The sequence below is a fragment of the Enterobacter sp. 168J2 genome (genome assembly GCF_034107265.1).
In the GTDB taxonomy this organism is placed as follows: Bacteria; Pseudomonadota; Gammaproteobacteria; order Enterobacterales; family Enterobacteriaceae; genus Enterobacter; species Enterobacter nematophilus.
Genome location: NZ_JAWNEB010000001.1, coordinates 528,300 through 543,322, shown reverse-complemented (window position 1 = coordinate 543,322; position 15,023 = coordinate 528,300). Strand labels below are relative to the sequence as shown.

Here is a 15,023-nt window from a genome sequence, read left to right as displayed (position 1 = left end):
CGCTGTGCTAATAAGGCTCCGGAGACGGAGCCTTATTTTATTGGGGAGTATATGAAACGATATCTTATCGCCGGTGCGGCACTGCTGTTCAGCGCCAGCGCGCTGGCCAACGAGTGCGACAAAGCGACCACCCAGCTTGAAATGAACACCTGTAGCGCGCAGCAGTACCAGGCTGCCGATAAAAAGCTCAACCAGACCTATCAGGCCGCCATTAAGCGTTCCGCGGCTCCCCAGCGCGACCTGCTGAAAAAGGCGCAGCAGGCGTGGATTGCCCTGCGCGACGCGGACTGCGCGTTTATCGGTTCGGGTACGGAGGGCGGCAGCGTTCAGCCCATGATTGTGAATCAGTGCCTGGCGGAGAAAACCGTGGAGCGCGAAGCGTTTCTGTCCTCGCTGATGCAGTGTGAAGAGGGCGACCTAAGCTGTCCCCTCTCCCCATAGGGACGAGGGCGAAAAGTCCGCACAGAACAGTCCCCTCGCCCCTCCGGGGAGAGGGTTAGGGTGAGGGGGAACTAGCGCACGCGGATCCCTTCAATAATCATCCGCTGCACGTTTTGCAGGGTACTGTGGAAAAACGCCTCGTCCTGGAGCGTTTTTCCGGTCACCGCCTCGACCTGGGCCGCAAAGTCAGCGTAATGCTGGGTAGCGGCCCAGATCATAAATATCAGGTGCTGCGGGTCGACCGGGGCCAGCTTTCCGCTGGCAACCCATCCGGCGATAATCGCCGACTTATCGTCAACCAGCTGCTTTAAATCTCCGGTTAATTCTGCCTGCAGCAGCGGCGCGCCCTGCAGCATCTCAAGACAAAACAGCCTTGATGCCTGCGGGTAATCGCGTGACACCTCCAGCTTCAGGCGAATGTACTCCTCTATAGCCACCAGCGGGGCCAGCTCTTCGCGGAACGCCTTAAGCGGCGCCAGCCAGATATCGAGGATCTGCTGCATCACCGCCACATAGAGCGCCTCTTTCGACGGGTAATAGTAGAGCAGATTAGTTTTGGATACCCCGGACTGCTCCGCCACCTGTTCCAGGCGCGTGCCGTGAATGCCAAACTGTGAAAAGGTCTCCAGCGCGGCGCTGAGGATCGCCTGCTTCTTGGCGCTCACCGCCTGCGAACGTTTACCTGGTGTTTTCACTGCGCCTTGTGTCATTCCCGCTCTCCTTATTCTGCGTTGCCCTCAGCATAGCAAAACCCCCGTCTCGCCACGACATTCTGCACTCCCATCGCGCATGAGTGCCTGTTTTCTGTGCAATGTTTTTGACCATTTAGTCCACATTTAGTGGAATCAATTCCCCAACCTCTGATTAACACATTAATAACACAGCCATTTTCAAAACTGGCATTGCCTTTGCACAACCACCGTTACACCTGCTACGTAATGAAGAGAGGTTCGTGATGAAAATTGGCGTATTTGTACCCATCGGCAACAACGGCTGGCTTATCTCGACCACTGCACCGCAATACATGCCGACCTTTGAGCTGAATAAAGCCATCGTGCAAAAAGCGGAGCAATACCATTTCGACTTTGCGCTTTCGATGATCAAGCTGCGCGGCTTTGGCGGCAAAACTGAATTCTGGGATCACAACCTGGAGTCCTTCACCCTGATGGCCGGGCTGGCGGCGGTCACCTCGCGGATCCAGATCTACGCCACCGCGGCCACCCTTACCCTGCCGCCCGCGATCGTGGCGCGCATGGCCTCCACTATCGACTCCATCTCCGGCGGGCGCTTCGGCGTTAACCTGGTCACCGGCTGGCAAAAACCGGAGTACGAGCAGATGGGGCTCTGGCCGGGCGACGATTATTTCTCCCGCCGCTACGACTACCTGACCGAATACGTGCAGGTGCTGCGCGACCTGTGGGGCACCGGCAAAAGCGACTTCAAAGGCGACTTCTTCACCATGAACGACTGCCGCGTCAGCCCGCAGCCGTCTGTGCCGATGAAGGTGATTTGCGCCGGGCAGAGCGACGCGGGGATGGAATTCTCCGCCAAATACGCCGACTTCAACTTCTGCTTCGGCAAAGGCGTTAATACCCCTGCCGCCTTCGCCCCAACCGCCGCGCGGATGAAAGAGGCCGCCGACAAGACCGGGCGCGACGTGGGCTCCTACGTGCTGTTTATGGTGATTGCCGACGAAACCGACGACGCCGCACGCGCTAAATGGGAGCGATATAAGGACGGCGCTGACGACGAAGCCCTGAGCTGGCTTACCGAGCAGAGCCAGAAAGACACCCGTTCCGGCGCAGACACCAACGTGCGCCAGATGGCCGACCCGACCTCCGCCGTCAATATCAATATGGGCACGCTGGTTGGCTCGTACGCCAGCGTCGCCAGAATGCTCGACGAAGTGGCGGCCGTACCCGGCGCGGAGGGCGTCCTGCTGACCTTCGATGATTTCCTCACCGGCGTGGAAACCTTCGGCGAGCGCATCCAGCCTCTGATGCAGTGCCGCGCCCATATTCCTGCCGTCACGAAGGAGGTGGCGTAATGACGACCTTAAACGCTCGCCCGGAAGCCATCACCTTTGCGCCGCAGCAGAGCGCGCTGATCGTGGTGGACATGCAAAACGCCTACGCCAGCAAGGGCGGCTATCTGGATCTGGCGGGGTTCGACGTCTCCGCCACAAGGCCTGTGATCGAGAACATCAAAACCGCCGTCGCCGCCGCGCGCGCCGCCGGGATGCTCATCATCTGGTTCCAGAACGGCTGGGACGACCAGTACGTTGAGGCAGGCGGCCCCGGCTCGCCCAACTTCCACAAGTCCAACGCCCTGAAAACCATGCGTAAGAACCCAGACCTGCAGGGCAAGCTGCTGGCCAAAGGCGGCTGGGACTATCAGCTGGTGGACGAGCTGGTGCCGCAGGCGGGCGATATCGTCCTGCCGAAACCGCGCTACAGCGGCTTTTTCAATACCCCGCTCGACAGCCTGCTGCGCAGCCGGGGCATTCGACATCTGGTCTTCACCGGCATTGCCACCAACGTCTGCGTGGAGTCGACCCTGCGCGACGGCTTTTTCCTTGAGTATTTCGGCGTGGTGCTGGAGGACGCGACCCATCAGGCCGGGCCGGAGTTCGCCCAGAAAGCCGCCCTGTTCAATATCGAAACCTTTTTTGGCTGGGTCAGTAACGTTGCCGATTTCTGCGACGCCCTGACCCCGCCGCTCGCCCGTATCGCCTGAGGAGACGCCTGATGCCGAAATCCGTGATTATTCCGCCGGGTACCAGCACGCCCATTGCCCCGTTTGTTCCCGGCACCCTCGCCGACGGCGTGGTGTATGTCTCCGGCACGCTGCCGTTTGATAAAGACAACAACGTGGTGTTTATCAACGACCCAAAGGCGCAAACCCGCCACGTGCTGGAGACGATCAAAACCGTCATCGAAACGGCAGGTGGCACCATGGAGGACGTGACCTTCAACAGCATCTTTATCACCGACTGGAAAAACTACGCCGCGATTAACGAAATCTACGCCGAGTTCTTCCCCGGCGATAAACCGGCGCGGTTCTGCATTCAGTGCGGGCTGGTAAAACCGGACGCGCTGGTTGAGATCGCCACCGTTGCGCACGTTGCGAAGTGAGGCAGGCATGAAACTTTCCGTCTCGCCGCCGCCGTACGAGGGTGCGCCCGTGGTGGTCTTTATTTCCGGTCTCGGCGGCAGCGGCAGCTACTGGCTGCCCCAGCAGGCCGCGCTGGAGCCGGAGTATCAGGTGGTGTGCTATGACCAGCGGGGAACGGGCAATAACCCCGACACCCTACCGGAGGGTTACAGCCTTGCGCAGATGGCAGACGAGCTCGCCCAGGCGCTGGCTGACGCAGGCATTGCGCGCTACAGCGTCGTCGGGCACGCGCTCGGCGCGCTGGTCGGCCTGCAGCTGGCTCTCGACAGGCCCGACGCCCTCACCGCGCTGGTGTGCGTCAACGGCTGGCTGACCCTCAATGCCCACACCCGGCGCTGTTTTGACGTTCGCGAGCGGCTGCTCCATTCCGGCGGCGCGCAGGCGTGGGTCGAGGCGCAGCCGCTGTTTCTCTACCCGGCAGACTGGATGGCCGCCCGCGCGCCGCGTCTGGAGGCCGAAGAAGCGCTGGCGCTGGCCCATTTCCAGGGCAAAACCAACCTGCTGCGCAGGCTCTGCGCCCTGAAAAAAGCCGACTTCCGCCGCCAGGCCGCACGCATTCGCTGCCCGGTTCAGATTATCTGTTCCGCCGACGACGTGCTGGTGCCGTCCGTCTGTTCCGCTGAACTGCACGCCGCCCTCCCGCACGCCCACAAAACGGTCATGCGCCAGGGCGGGCATGCCTGCAACGTCACCGAGCCGGACACCTTTAACACCCTGCTGCTGAACGGGCTCGCCAGCCTGCTGCACAGCCCTGAACCCGCTTTATAAGGAGCTTTAATGAGCGAAGCCATTACGCCCGCCGCGCTGGAAACGCTGTTCACCGGCGCCCGCACCCACAACGGCTGGCTGGATATGCCGGTCAGCGACGAGACGCTGCGCGAGATCTACAACCTGATGAAATGGGGGCCGACCTCCGCCAACTGCTCCCCGGCGCGGATTGTGTTTGTGCGAAGCGCAGAGGGAAAAGAGAAGCTGCGCCCGGCGCTCTCCAGCGGCAACCTCGAGAAAACGCTTACCGCCCCGGTCACGGCGATTGTCGCCTGGGACGGGGAATTCTTCGAGCGCCTGCCCGAGCTGTTCCCGCACGGCGATGCAAAGAGCTGGTTTACCGCAAGCCCCGCGCTGGCGGAAGAGACGGCCTTTCGCAACAGCTCAATGCAGGCCGCCTACCTGATTTTCGCCTGTCGCGCGCTCGGGCTGGATACCGGGCCGATGTCGGGCTTTGACCGACAAAAGGTCGACGAGGCCTTTTTCACCGGCACAACGCTTAAAAGCAACCTGCTGATCAACATTGGCTATGGCGATACGCGCAAACTTTACGGGCGCCTGCCGCGCCTGACCTTCGACGATGCCTGCGGGCTGGCGTAAGGAGCGATTATGACGACACCGGATAAACAAACCTTTCGCGACGCCATGGCCTGCGTTGGCGCGGCGGTCAACATCATCACCACCGACGGCCCGGCGGGGATGGCGGGCTTTACCGCCAGCGCGGTATGCAGCGTCACGGATTCCCCTCCCACACTGCTGGTGTGCCTGAACCGCGGTGCGTCCGTCTGGCCCACGTTCAGCGAGAACCGCACCCTGTGCGTGAATACCCTGAGCGCCGGACAGGAGTTTTTATCCAATCTGTTTGGCGGCAAAACGCCGATGGAAGAACGCTTTGCCGCCGCCCGCTGGCAGACGGGCGATACGGGCTGCCCGCGTCTGGAGGATGCGCTGGCCTCGTTTGACTGCCGCATCAGCCAGGTGGTGAGCGTCGGTACTCACGACATTCTGTTTTGCGACATCGTTTCCATTATTCGCCACCCCGCGCCGCAAGGTCTGGTGTGGTTTGACCGCGGCTACCACGCGCTTATGCGACCCGCCTGCTAAGGCGCTTTAAGGAGACAGACCATGTTCGGATTTCCCCACTGGCAGTTGAAATCGACCTCCACAGAAGCAGGCGTGGTCGCGCCGGATGAACGCCTCCCGCTCGGGCAGACGATGGTGATGGGCGTCCAGCATGCGGTCGCCATGTTCGGCGCGACGGTGCTGATGCCGATGCTGATGGGGCTCGATCCCAACCTGTCTATTCTGATGTCGGGTATCGGCACCCTGCTGTTCTTTTTTGTGACCGGCGGGCGCGTGCCCAGCTATCTCGGCTCCAGCGCCGCCTTTGTCGGGGTGGTCATCGCCACCACCGGGTTTAACGGTCAGGGGATCAACCCCAACCTGAGCGTGGCCCTCGGGGGCATCATCGCCTGCGGGCTGGTGTATACCCTGATTGGCCTGGTGGTGATGAAGATCGGCACGCGCTGGATCGAGCGAATGATGCCCCCGGTCGTGACGGGCGCCGTGGTGATGGCGATAGGCCTGAACCTCGCGCCGATTGCAGTAAAAAGCGTCTCCGCTTCGCCGTTTGAAAGCTGGATGGCGGTGATCACGGTGCTGTGCATCGGCCTGGTGGCGGTGTTCACGCGGGGGATGATCCAGCGGCTGCTGATCCTGGTCGGGCTGATTGTCGCCTGTCTGATCTACGCCCTGCTGGCGAACGTGTTTGGCATGGGCAAGCCGGTGGATTTTACCCTGCTTCACCAGGCCGCCTGGTTTGGTCTGCCGCAGGTGACCTCGCCCACCTTTAACACGCAGGCGATGATGCTTATCGCCCCGGTGGCGGTGATCCTGGTGGCAGAGAACTTAGGTCACCTGAAGGCGGTCGCGGGGATGACCGGGCGCAGCATGGATCCGTACATGGGCCGCGCGTTCGTCGGCGACGGGCTGGCAACCATGCTCTCAGGCTCCGTGGGCGGCAGCGGCGTGACCACCTATGCGGAAAACATCGGCGTGATGGCGGTGACCAAAGTCTACTCGACGCTGGTCTTCGTTGCGGCGGCGGTCATGGCGATCCTTCTTGGTTTCTCACCGAAGTTCGGCGCGCTGATCCACACCATTCCGTCGCCGGTCATCGGCGGCGCGTCGATTGTGGTGTTCGGGCTGATCGCCGTGGCCGGAGCGCGCATCTGGGTGCAGCATCGGGTCGACCTCAGCCAGAACAGCAACCTGATCATGGTGGCCGTCACGCTGGTGCTGGGCGCGGGCGATTTTGCCCTGACGCTGGGCGGGTTTACGATTGGCGGAATTGGGACGGCGACCTTCGGCGCGATCCTGCTTAACGCCCTGCTGAGCCGCCGGATGGCCGCCGCGCCGCAGGGCGCCGTGGTGCATCAGGATTCGTGAAATCGATATGTCGGGTGACGGCTACGCCTTACCCGACCTGCATGCTCCTTAAGAGCGATCACGCCTGCTCAAACAGCCGTTCGATAGCTTTTGTCGGGAAGAACAAAGAATGGCTGTTTTCTCCTGCCAGCGGGATAAAACCCAGCTTCAGATAAAATCTTTTAGCCTGCTCGCTAAGGGCATCAACAAATATTCCGTGTACGCCCACAGCCTGCGACGCCAGGTAAACCACGCGCATAGCGTGTGCAACAAGCGTTATTCCCCACTCGTCTCCCTGTAGTTCTTTATGAATAGCCAGACGTCCCAGCGTCACGCTGGGTACGTTGCTATAAGGGATCCGTCGCTGCTGAGTCTTAGAAGGAAGCATCGCTCTCTCAAAGCAACTTCCCGATAGCGTGTAATAGCCCAGCACGCGCGGATGGTCGCGCTCTTTAAGCAGGTAGGCTCGTAGAATACGCCCATTGTGCTGGCGCACCAGGTGTTCTCTCAGAAAGGCATTTAGCGAGGGTTCACCACAATCAAAATCCCCGAAATCGTAATCGGTTCCCTCTGAAAACATTTCAATCGTGAGATTTGCCAAGACGCTTCACTCCATGTTTCGAAGACGTTTTGCCGCTCGCTTGAGGCGTTCATTTGGCTCTGGTGGATTGTCGATGGCATCCATCACCGCATTCCATGAGGCTTCGTTCAACACGAGACGACGGTGCTGCTCGATGACCTCTGCAGCACGCTCTGACGCACTGTTCACCATAAACTGGGTGATCGTTTGATTCGTCATCGCCGCCGCTTCTTCAATCATTGTTTTGTCTTCGTCCGTTAAGCGAAGATCGATACGCTGTTTTTTAAGTGCTGGCATGGTTTACATCACCGTGTACGGTTTTAATCCGTACACATCCTAAGTAACGTTGCGCTTTTTTTCAATCTAAACCTTTCTCAGCAGTCAAATGACTCGCTTCACGCCGCCGCTTTCTGAGCTTTAGCTCGCTCACCAGCACCCCGGCGACAATAAACGCCGCGCCCACCAGCGCCAGCAGCGGCAAACGCTCGCCAGCGAGTCGTCCGAAAATACCCGCCCACACCGGTTCACCGGTATAAATCACCGTCGCGCGGGTTGGCGATACGCTGCGCTGCGCCCAGTTCATGGTCACCTGGATAATGGCGCTGAAGATGCCGAGCCCCAGCGCGACCACCACCAGCCCGGTGGACATCGGCGGCACGGATTCCCCGGCGGGCACCATCGTCGCGAACGCCACCAGCGACGCCGTCGCGAGCTGCACTACCGTCACGCGTTTGACGTCCACTATCCCAGCCCAGGCGCTGATCAAAATAATTTCCGCCGCGATGGCAATGGCACCTACGAGGGTAATGATCTCGCCCGGCCCCAGCGCCAGCAGGTTATTTTCCGGCCCGGCTAATAAAATCAGGCCGATAAACGCCAGCACGATGCCAATGCAGGACATCAGGCCCGGAATTCTGCCGAGACAGAGCCACTGCAATAGCGGAACCAGCGGTACGTACATGGCGGTAATAAATGCAGATTTGCTGCTGGAGATGGTCTGCAAACCCCACGTCTGCAGGCTGTACCCCATCGCTATCGCAATCCCAATCGCCACGCCGGCCTTGAGCTCCTTCAGCGTCAGACCCCGCAGCGTTTTAAGGGAGATCAGCCCCACGGCTATCGCCGCCGTCGCAAAGCGCAGGCCGACAAAAAAGAACGGATCGCTGAGGGTTACCGCGTACTGGACGGCAAGAAAGGTCCCGCCCCAGAACATGGTGATGAGAATCAGGATGGCTTCCTGCGGTTTTATGGAGAATTTAAAGCGTGAGACGGACATGCGACACCAGCAAGTGAGATCAATTCTGTAGTGTGCGTTGCCTTTGGTTACAGTTCAATGTTGCAGAAATAAAAAAACCGCCGGGAAACCCGGCGGCAGGGAGTCAACCCGGCGTACTACTTGTTGCTGCCGTGGCTATTTTTACCCCCTTTTTTACCAGCCTCTGATGCGCGCTGAGGGTCATTCTTGAAGTTACCCCCGCTAGACTGGCCACCTTTACGACCTGCTTCTGATGCTCTTTCACGGTCTTCAGCGAAATTACCTGAACCACCACGATGGTTTGCCATCTCTAACCTCCAGAGTGTGAAACATTAGACATCATATTGCATTCAGTAAAAGAGGATTCTTTCACCTCGCGGCTAAAGGACAGGGCCTTTATCTATGCCGCGTGAAACTAAGCTTAGTGGACTGAGGCTATCCGGCAAGCTACGGGTAATATTCTGCAACATGATATCCGCCTTTCGGGTCAGATAACGCGACGGAAATCTATAAACCTTTCTTATCATTTTAAAATTTGGCGACCAGAAAGTTGTTTCATTTTGCTACAGTAGTCTTATTGTAACCATATTGTTATAAATCAAAGAAATGCCGTTCATTTTTGCAGTCTGGCCGTGATGTCATATCTTTAAATGAACGCAGCGATCCGCTGTCAGAAAAAACCAACGAGGAGTGATGCAAAATGGCAAAAGTTCTGGTGCTCTATTATTCCATGTATGGACACATTGAAACCATGGCTCACGCGGTAGCAGAAGGCGCAAACAGAGTGGACGGCGTTGAGGTTGTGGTAAAACGCGTACCGGAAACCATGCAGGCGGAAGCGTTCGCCAAAGCCGGGGGAAAAACCCAAAATGCCCCGGTCGCCACCCCGCAGGAGCTGGCGGAGTATGATGCCATTATCTTCGGCACCCCGACCCGCTTCGGCAATATGTCAGGCCAGATGCGTACCTTCCTCGATCAAACCGGCGGGCTCTGGGCATCCGGGGCGCTGTACGGCAAGCTCGCCAGCGTATTCAGCTCTACCGGCACCGGCGGCGGGCAGGAGCAGACGATTACCTCAACCTGGACTACCCTTGCTCATCATGGGATGGTGATTGTGCCAATTGGCTACGGCGCGCAGGAGCTGTTTGACGTTTCTCAGGTGCGCGGCGGCACGCCGTACGGCGCAACCACCATTGCCGGTGGAGATGGCTCACGTCAGCCAAGCAATGAAGAACTCTCTATCGCCCGCTATCAGGGTGAATACGTTGCGGGTCTCGCTAAAAAACTGAACGGCTAACCCAACAGGAGGAAAAGTATGCCAACACAGGAATCCAAAGCTCACCACGTGGGCGAATGGGCAAGTTTACGCAACACCTCTCCGGAGATTGCCGAAGCCATCTTTGAAGTCGCGAAGTACGATGAAAAGCTGGCCGAGCAGATTTGGGAAGAAGGCAACGATGAAGTTCTGATTCGCGCCTTCGAAAAAACGGACAAAGACTCGCTCTTCTGGGGCGAGCAAACCATCGAACGTAAAAACGTCTAAGCGTTTCCCCCCGCCGCAGCGGGGGGTTCTCTTTTACTTCGCCGCGTTATTCATCACCGCATTGAATTTTTCAACCGGACAGAAGCCGTTCGCGTCCGCCGGACAGCCCTTCAGCTCCAGCGTCACGCGCTGCGCGGGCGACTGCAATGACAGCACGCTGGCGTTGCGCAGCTGCTCCGCGCTCTGGTAGACATACTCAATTTTCATCAGCTCCTGATTGCCGTTTTTGTCGTGCCAGCGCTGGAAGACAATTTTGCCGCCAATCGGGGTTCGTTCCTGCTGGTCGTGCAGCTGATACGGCTTAAAGTCCAGCGCGGTGAGCAGTGAAGCGATGTTCGAATCGTGCCCTACCAGCAGGGTGATCTTCGGCGCTTTCGCCTGTTCGGTGACCAGGGTTTTATCGATATATTTGACCAGCGGCTTCGCCACGTTCTGCGCCACCTCGGTGGAGGTAAACAGCGAGTCCTGATAGCCGTTCTTCAGCTTCGACAGCACGCGCCACTGCTGATCGGTCTTGATTTCACCCCAGGCCACCTGGTCGGCCGGGAAGCCTTCGTAATACTGCAGCGTAAACGCGTCCACCAGCGAGTTACCCACCTTCAGCGGGCCGGATACGCCAGGCTCTTTTTCATAGTCGGCGCTGAAGGTATCTTTCACGTCCGCCAGGGAGCAGACTTTTTTCTCTTTGCAGGACGGGGAATCGGCGTAATTCGTCATCTGCTCCAGCAGCTTATAGCTTTCGCCAAGCTGCATTTTCTGCCGCTCGGTCTCCATTGCCTTCAGCGCTTTTTCGCGGAATTCCGGCGAGTTATCGGTAATCACCGGATTAAAGGTCGGATCCATGGTGCCCATTTTTTCCTGATGGTGCACGGGAACGTCGCACCCCGGGAACGCGCCGGTAATGAAGAACTGCGCGGTGGCGACGGTACGCTGCAGGCTGTTGGCGTAAGCATAAACGCTATCCGCCGCTGGACACTCTCCCGTCTTCACCATCCCCTGCTCTGCCAGCCACTCGCGCATGTAATGGCCCATATAGACTTCCAGCACGCCGCCCTTGGTGGTGAGCTGACCGCCCGGCACGTCCCACTCCGGCCACTGCTTCGGCGTGGACTGCTCCAGCACGCTGCCGTTGTTGGCGAGCGGCGCGCGCAGGTTGTGACGGCTCATGATTAACACCTGCTGCAGCTGATAGCCTTCCGGCGTCTCCTGCGCCTGTGCGCCAAAGGTCATTGAAAGGGTACCTGCCACGGCCACTGCGAGTAGTGCTTTTCTCATCCCTCGTTCCTCACGCTTTTTTAATGTTCCGCTGAGTGTGACAGATTCGTGACAGTTTTTTCGGGAAGCATTTCTCAAACTGATGATTAACGTGCTTACGGTGGGCGCTAATTAGTTTTATAATAAAACCACACCCCACCGGAGACCTTACCGTGAAACGTACCCGCCTTGAAGAGAGCACCTGCCCCGTCGCCCGTTCGCTGGATATCATCGGCGACTGGTGGTCGCTGCTGATCGTTCGCGACGCGCTGCGCGGGATTAAACGCTTCGGCGAGTTTCAGAAAAGCCTCGGTATCGCGAAAAACATGCTCACCTCGCGGCTGAAGCTGCTGGTCGACGAAGGCATCCTCCGGCTTCAGCCCGCCTCCGACGGCAGCGCCTGGCAGGAATACGTTCTGACCGACAAGGGACGCGCGCTCCAGACGGTGCTGGTCGCCCTCTCCCAGTGGGGCAATGAATTTTTGTTTGCGGAAAACGAATGCGGCACCGTTCTCGTCGATAGCGAACAGCGCAAGCCGCTGCGTAAATTGGCCCTTATCGCCGACGATGGGCGCGAGCTGACGCCTGAAGAGATCGTGGCTAAACTCCCCTCCTGATCGTTCCCAACGGCAAAAGCACAAAATGCTCAGTAAAATGGTTGCATTATAAAACCAAATAGCAGAGAGTTAATTCAGTTTCATATTGAAACCAAATAACCCACTTTGCCTTGAGGTAACACACGATGACTAAGCAAATCACCACCGCCCTGATCACGGGCGCCTCTTCCGGGATCGGTGCCGTCTATGCCGATCGCCTGGCCGCGCGCGGCGCTAGCCTGGTCCTGGTCGCCCGCCGCGAGGATCGCCTGAAAGCCCTCGCCGCCGACCTGCGCGCGCGCTATGGCGTGGCCGTCGATATTCTGGTGGCCGATCTCAGCGATGAAGCCGGGATCCGCGCCGTGGAAGAGGAACTGCGCCGCAATACCGCCATCGATACGCTGGTAAACAACGCGGGCACCGCGCAGATGGCCCCGTTCCTCGCGGGCGACGTGGCGCAGCATCAGGTTATCAACACCCTCAACACCACGGCGCTGATGCGGCTGACCTACGCCATCCTGCCCCGCCTGGCGAAGAACAATCGCGGGACGCTGATCAATATCGCCTCGGTGCTATCGCTCCATGTCCGTGCGGGCAGCGCGTTGTACAGCGCCACCAAAGCCTGGGTGCTGAGCTTTACCCGCGGGCTGCAGGAAGAATTTGCCGACAGCAGCGTGCGCATTCAGGTGGTGCTGCCCGCCGCCACCGCGACGGAGATCTGGAGCCATTCAGGGGTTACGGTGAACGATTTGCCGGAAGGGTCGGTGATGACCACCGACGATATGGTCGATGCGTCACTGGCGGGTCTGGATCAAGGCGAACAGATCACTATTCCGCCGATGCATGACGCCACCTTGTGGACTCGCTACGAAGCGGCGCGCCTTGAGCTGTTTAACAGCGCGCGCACCGGTATTCCGGCACCGCGCTACGTGAAGCAATAGCTTAACGCTCGAGCTGGTCGCCGTACTGGCTCATCCAGGCGGCCAGCGGCGAGAGTGCGTCCTGCAGGGTTAACCCCAGCCCGGTTATCTGATACTCCACGCGCGGCGGGATCTCCGGGTAGACCGTCCGCGTCACCAGCCCGCGCTGCTCAAACAGGCGCAGCTGCTTCGTCAGCTCTTTCTGGGTGATGGGGGCAGCCGCCCGCAGCAGATCGCCGAAGCGGACGGGGGTGTTGATCACAATCAGACGATAGAGGATCGGGATTGCCCATTTGCCGGAAATCAGGTTCACAAACTGCGTCATCGGGCAGGTATAGACCTCAGATTTTTTTTCACAGCACTCAGTCAGCATTTCCGCCATAGCACACCTCTTGCCTCTTTAGTATCCATTTGGTACCTGGTTTCCTTTCGATACTAACGTTTCTATAGTGCTTTCTCCAGTGACTTTTCAGGAGAAGAACATGGGTCGTTTAACAGATAAATACACGCTGATTACCGGCGGCACCAGCGGCATTGGTCTTGCCACCGCACAGGCGTTTATCGCCGAAGGCGCGCGCGTCGCCGTGACCGGACGCAACCCGGACACCCTCGCCGAAGCAGAGCGCATTCTGGGCGATAAGGCCTGGGTGATCCCAACCGATGCGGGAGATATCACAGCGCAACGCGCGCTGGCGGAAACCCTCGCCGCCCGATGGCCACGCCTGGACGCGGTGTTTCTCAACGCAGGCGACGTGACGCACGCGCCGCTGGAAGCGTGGCAGGAAGAGGCCTGGGATCGTCTGATGGGGATCAACCTGAAGGGACCGTTCTTTTTAATTCAGGCGCTGCTGCCGCTGCTGAATAACCCGTCGTCGGTGATCCTCTGCGGCTCCGTGAGCGCCCGCATCGGCCTGCCCACCAGCAGCGTCTATGCCGCGAGCAAGGCCGCCCTGCTGTCGCTGGCGCGCACGCTGTCGGCGGAGCTGCTGCCGCGCGGGATCCGCGTCAACGGCCTGAGCCCCGGCCCGGTGGAAACCCCGGCGTTTACGAAAACAGGCTTAAGCGAAGAGACGCTTAACGCGATGATGGCGGACATCATCAAGCTGGTGCCGCTCGGCAGGATGGGCTCGACAACGGAGCTGGCGAAAGCGGCGCTCTATCTGGCGTCAGACGAGTCGAGCTACACGGTAGGAACAGAGCTGCTGGTGGACGGCGGAATGGGGAGTCTGTAACTCAAAAGGCGCTGATGCCGGTGACCGCGCCGACATACAGCGCCGCCCACGCGCAGGCGGAAAGCAGGCTGACGGCGTAAACTTTGACGGCGTTCAGCCTGAGCATCCCCGCTGCCAGCGGCACGACATAGCGCAACACCGCCAGAAAGCGCGACGTAAACAGTACGAAGACGCCGTTCTTTTGCAGCTGATGCTGAACCCGTAAAAACGTAGCGGCATGCTTCGACGTAAAGCGCGCGACCAGCCGGGTGTGCCCCATCAGCTGGCCGATATGGTAATTCAACGCCGAACCGGTCGTTGCCCCCAGCACCACGGCGAGCCACGCCAGCGCGGGATGCATGCTCCCCTGGCTGACGCCGATGCCCGCCAGCAGCATCACCGAGGCGGGCGGCAGCACGGAGGAGATCAGCACCGTGGACTTGCTCAGCGCCATCACGAATAACAGCGCGAACAGATGTGCGGGATAATGCGCAAAATGATTCAGCAGATTATCAAACCACGCCATTTTCCTTCCCCCCGTTAATTAATCCTCCATTTAAAAGGAATAACCTTAAATAAACCCTCAACATTTTATTATTAAGATTTACCTAAACCTTTCTTAAACATTATTTAATTTCCTGAGCGATAAATTTAAACAGGCGTATTATTCCTCACGTTTTACAACGATCTCGTTATGGCGAGGCTCCTGTACAAATACACGTTATCGCTCTGGTGGGTTCGAGAGAACCGGCACAGGGTAAAACAGGCACTGTCGAATCAAGGCTTTGTCAGTATAACTTCCCTTGCGGGATACGGTGTACAGTGCTGAACCCAGGACGTGGGGATCTCCTCTT

Annotated in this window: 21 protein-coding genes and 1 riboswitch; of the genes, 13 read left to right on the top strand and 8 right to left on the bottom strand. The window is 58.8% G+C overall.

Annotated elements, in window-relative coordinates:
- Positions 1 to 51: 51 nt before the first annotated feature.
- Positions 52 to 441, top strand: a complete 390-nt coding sequence (locus tag USG84_RS02650) for a lysozyme inhibitor LprI family protein (RefSeq protein WP_253541501.1) — start codon at positions 52 to 54, stop codon at positions 439 to 441.
- A 71-nt stretch (positions 442 to 512) separates the two neighbouring features.
- Here the strand turns inward: USG84_RS02650 and rutR are convergent, their stop codons facing one another.
- Positions 513 to 1,151: an HTH-type transcriptional regulator RutR gene (gene rutR, locus USG84_RS02645; RefSeq protein ID WP_151413161.1), complete on the bottom strand. Its 639-nt coding sequence runs from the start codon at positions 1,149 to 1,151 to the stop codon at positions 513 to 515.
- 245 nt (positions 1,152 to 1,396) lie between these two features.
- Between rutR and rutA the strand changes: the two genes are divergently transcribed.
- The 7 genes from rutA to rutG are packed head-to-tail and all read left to right on the top strand — an operon-like array spanning position 1,397 to position 6,831.
- The gene (rutA, locus tag USG84_RS02640; protein WP_253541497.1) at positions 1,397 to 2,488 is read left to right on the top strand and encodes a pyrimidine utilization protein A; all 1,092 of its coding nucleotides are present in this window, start codon (positions 1,397 to 1,399) and stop codon (positions 2,486 to 2,488) included.
- The gene (rutB, locus tag USG84_RS02635; protein ID WP_253541494.1) at positions 2,488 to 3,177 is read left to right on the top strand and encodes a pyrimidine utilization protein B; all 690 of its coding nucleotides are present in this window, start codon (positions 2,488 to 2,490) and stop codon (positions 3,175 to 3,177) included. Before rutA ends, rutB begins: the two co-directional genes overlap by 1 nt.
- A gap of 11 nt (positions 3,178 to 3,188) precedes the next feature.
- Positions 3,189 to 3,575 (top strand): pyrimidine utilization protein C, encoded by a 387-nt coding sequence (gene rutC, locus USG84_RS02630; protein WP_061098621.1) that lies wholly within the window; start codon positions 3,189 to 3,191, stop codon positions 3,573 to 3,575.
- Positions 3,576 to 3,582: 7 nt separating this feature from the next.
- Positions 3,583 to 4,383, top strand: a complete 801-nt coding sequence (rutD, locus tag USG84_RS02625; protein ID WP_061098622.1) for a pyrimidine utilization protein D — start codon at positions 3,583 to 3,585, stop codon at positions 4,381 to 4,383.
- A gap of 9 nt (positions 4,384 to 4,392) precedes the next feature.
- On the top strand, positions 4,393 to 4,983 hold the full coding sequence (locus USG84_RS02620; RefSeq protein ID WP_151412865.1) for a malonic semialdehyde reductase: 591 nt from the start codon (positions 4,393 to 4,395) through the stop codon (positions 4,981 to 4,983).
- Between the two features lie 9 nt (positions 4,984 to 4,992).
- Positions 4,993 to 5,487: an NADH-dependent FMN reductase RutF gene (gene rutF / locus USG84_RS02615; protein WP_151412864.1), complete on the top strand. Its 495-nt coding sequence runs from the start codon at positions 4,993 to 4,995 to the stop codon at positions 5,485 to 5,487.
- Between the two features lie 21 nt (positions 5,488 to 5,508).
- On the top strand, positions 5,509 to 6,831 hold the full coding sequence (gene rutG / locus USG84_RS02610; RefSeq protein WP_266178329.1) for a pyrimidine utilization transport protein G: 1,323 nt from the start codon (positions 5,509 to 5,511) through the stop codon (positions 6,829 to 6,831).
- A 58-nt stretch (positions 6,832 to 6,889) separates the two neighbouring features.
- On the opposite strand, the gene USG84_RS02605 is transcribed toward rutG, so the two are convergent.
- The 4 genes from USG84_RS02605 to USG84_RS02590 all read right to left on the bottom strand — a co-directional run bounded on the left by USG84_RS02605 (position 6,890) and on the right by USG84_RS02590 (position 8,953).
- The gene (locus tag USG84_RS02605) at positions 6,890 to 7,390 is read right to left on the bottom strand and encodes an N-acetyltransferase (RefSeq protein ID WP_316330839.1); all 501 of its coding nucleotides are present in this window, start codon (positions 7,388 to 7,390) and stop codon (positions 6,890 to 6,892) included.
- Between the two features lie 27 nt (positions 7,391 to 7,417).
- Entirely contained in the window at positions 7,418 to 7,687 is a 270-nt protein-coding gene (locus USG84_RS02600; RefSeq protein ID WP_008499829.1) for a DUF1778 domain-containing protein, read from the bottom strand.
- A gap of 61 nt (positions 7,688 to 7,748) precedes the next feature.
- A complete protein-coding gene (locus USG84_RS02595) occupies positions 7,749 to 8,666 on the bottom strand; it encodes a DMT family transporter (RefSeq protein WP_151412862.1) in 918 nt (305 codons plus the stop codon).
- Positions 8,667 to 8,782: 116 nt separating this feature from the next.
- Positions 8,783 to 8,953: a general stress protein gene (locus USG84_RS02590; RefSeq protein ID WP_001273664.1), complete on the bottom strand. Its 171-nt coding sequence runs from the start codon at positions 8,951 to 8,953 to the stop codon at positions 8,783 to 8,785.
- Positions 8,954 to 9,345: 392 nt separating this feature from the next.
- On the opposite strand from USG84_RS02590, the gene wrbA reads away from it, so the two are divergent.
- Positions 9,346 to 9,942 carry an NAD(P)H:quinone oxidoreductase gene (gene wrbA, locus USG84_RS02585; protein ID WP_041910554.1) on the top strand — a complete coding sequence of 199 codons (597 nt, stop codon included), beginning with the start codon at positions 9,346 to 9,348 and terminating at the stop codon, positions 9,940 to 9,942.
- A gap of 18 nt (positions 9,943 to 9,960) precedes the next feature.
- Positions 9,961 to 10,188: a YccJ family protein gene (locus USG84_RS02580; protein ID WP_151412861.1), complete on the top strand. Its 228-nt coding sequence runs from the start codon at positions 9,961 to 9,963 to the stop codon at positions 10,186 to 10,188.
- 33 nt (positions 10,189 to 10,221) lie between these two features.
- Here USG84_RS02580 and agp read toward each other — a convergent pair whose 3' ends face one another.
- Complete coding sequence (gene agp / locus USG84_RS02575; protein ID WP_253541488.1) at positions 10,222 to 11,463, bottom strand: bifunctional glucose-1-phosphatase/inositol phosphatase; 1,242 nt, start codon at positions 11,461 to 11,463, stop codon at positions 10,222 to 10,224.
- A 152-nt stretch (positions 11,464 to 11,615) separates the two neighbouring features.
- Between agp and USG84_RS02570 the strand changes: the two genes are divergently transcribed.
- Positions 11,616 to 12,059 carry a winged helix-turn-helix transcriptional regulator gene (locus USG84_RS02570; RefSeq protein WP_028012647.1) on the top strand — a complete coding sequence of 148 codons (444 nt, stop codon included), beginning with the start codon at positions 11,616 to 11,618 and terminating at the stop codon, positions 12,057 to 12,059.
- A gap of 125 nt (positions 12,060 to 12,184) precedes the next feature.
- Entirely contained in the window at positions 12,185 to 12,979 is a 795-nt protein-coding gene (locus USG84_RS02565) for an SDR family NAD(P)-dependent oxidoreductase (protein WP_253541485.1), read from the top strand.
- A gap of 1 nt (position 12,980) precedes the next feature.
- On the opposite strand, the gene USG84_RS02560 is transcribed toward USG84_RS02565, so the two are convergent.
- Positions 12,981 to 13,340: a winged helix-turn-helix transcriptional regulator gene (locus tag USG84_RS02560; protein ID WP_151412860.1), complete on the bottom strand. Its 360-nt coding sequence runs from the start codon at positions 13,338 to 13,340 to the stop codon at positions 12,981 to 12,983.
- 100 nt (positions 13,341 to 13,440) lie between these two features.
- Between USG84_RS02560 and USG84_RS02555 the strand changes: the two genes are divergently transcribed.
- Positions 13,441 to 14,190, top strand: coding sequence for an SDR family oxidoreductase (locus tag USG84_RS02555; RefSeq protein ID WP_151412859.1), 750 nt, complete (start codon positions 13,441 to 13,443; stop codon positions 14,188 to 14,190).
- A 1-nt stretch (position 14,191) separates the two neighbouring features.
- Here the strand turns inward: USG84_RS02555 and USG84_RS02550 are convergent, their stop codons facing one another.
- Complete coding sequence (locus USG84_RS02550; protein ID WP_253541481.1) at positions 14,192 to 14,695, bottom strand: DedA family protein; 504 nt, start codon at positions 14,693 to 14,695, stop codon at positions 14,192 to 14,194.
- A gap of 155 nt (positions 14,696 to 14,850) precedes the next feature.
- A riboswitch (M-box (ykoK) riboswitch) is annotated at positions 14,851 to 15,020 on the top strand.
- Positions 15,021 to 15,023: the final 3 nt, after the last annotated feature.

Bases quoted from the DNA above. Each gene is read 5' to 3' on its own strand.
- USG84_RS02650 (WP_253541501.1), top strand. From the start codon at position 52: ATGAAACGATATCTTATCGCCGGTGCGGCACTGCTGTTCAGCGCCAGC.
- rutR (WP_151413161.1), bottom strand. From the start codon at position 1,151: ATGACACAAGGCGCAGTGAAAACACCAGGTAAACGTTCGCAGGCGGTG.
- rutA (WP_253541497.1), top strand. From the start codon at position 1,397: ATGAAAATTGGCGTATTTGTACCCATCGGCAACAACGGCTGGCTTATC.
- rutB (WP_253541494.1), top strand. From the start codon at position 2,488: ATGACGACCTTAAACGCTCGCCCGGAAGCCATCACCTTTGCGCCGCAG.
- rutC (WP_061098621.1), top strand. From the start codon at position 3,189: ATGCCGAAATCCGTGATTATTCCGCCGGGTACCAGCACGCCCATTGCC.
- rutD (WP_061098622.1), top strand. From the start codon at position 3,583: ATGAAACTTTCCGTCTCGCCGCCGCCGTACGAGGGTGCGCCCGTGGTG.
- USG84_RS02620 (WP_151412865.1), top strand. From the start codon at position 4,393: ATGAGCGAAGCCATTACGCCCGCCGCGCTGGAAACGCTGTTCACCGGC.
- rutF (WP_151412864.1), top strand. From the start codon at position 4,993: ATGACGACACCGGATAAACAAACCTTTCGCGACGCCATGGCCTGCGTT.
- rutG (WP_266178329.1), top strand. From the start codon at position 5,509: ATGTTCGGATTTCCCCACTGGCAGTTGAAATCGACCTCCACAGAAGCA.
- USG84_RS02605 (WP_316330839.1), bottom strand. From the start codon at position 7,390: ATGTTTTCAGAGGGAACCGATTACGATTTCGGGGATTTTGATTGTGGT.
- USG84_RS02600 (WP_008499829.1), bottom strand. From the start codon at position 7,687: ATGCCAGCACTTAAAAAACAGCGTATCGATCTTCGCTTAACGGACGAA.
- USG84_RS02595 (WP_151412862.1), bottom strand. From the start codon at position 8,666: ATGTCCGTCTCACGCTTTAAATTCTCCATAAAACCGCAGGAAGCCATC.
- USG84_RS02590 (WP_001273664.1), bottom strand. From the start codon at position 8,953: ATGGCAAACCATCGTGGTGGTTCAGGTAATTTCGCTGAAGACCGTGAA.
- wrbA (WP_041910554.1), top strand. From the start codon at position 9,346: ATGGCAAAAGTTCTGGTGCTCTATTATTCCATGTATGGACACATTGAA.
- USG84_RS02580 (WP_151412861.1), top strand. From the start codon at position 9,961: ATGCCAACACAGGAATCCAAAGCTCACCACGTGGGCGAATGGGCAAGT.
- agp (WP_253541488.1), bottom strand. From the start codon at position 11,463: ATGAGAAAAGCACTACTCGCAGTGGCCGTGGCAGGTACCCTTTCAATG.
- USG84_RS02565 (WP_253541485.1), top strand. From the start codon at position 12,185: ATGACTAAGCAAATCACCACCGCCCTGATCACGGGCGCCTCTTCCGGG.
- USG84_RS02560 (WP_151412860.1), bottom strand. From the start codon at position 13,340: ATGGCGGAAATGCTGACTGAGTGCTGTGAAAAAAAATCTGAGGTCTAT.
- USG84_RS02555 (WP_151412859.1), top strand. From the start codon at position 13,441: ATGGGTCGTTTAACAGATAAATACACGCTGATTACCGGCGGCACCAGC.
- USG84_RS02550 (WP_253541481.1), bottom strand. From the start codon at position 14,695: ATGGCGTGGTTTGATAATCTGCTGAATCATTTTGCGCATTATCCCGCA.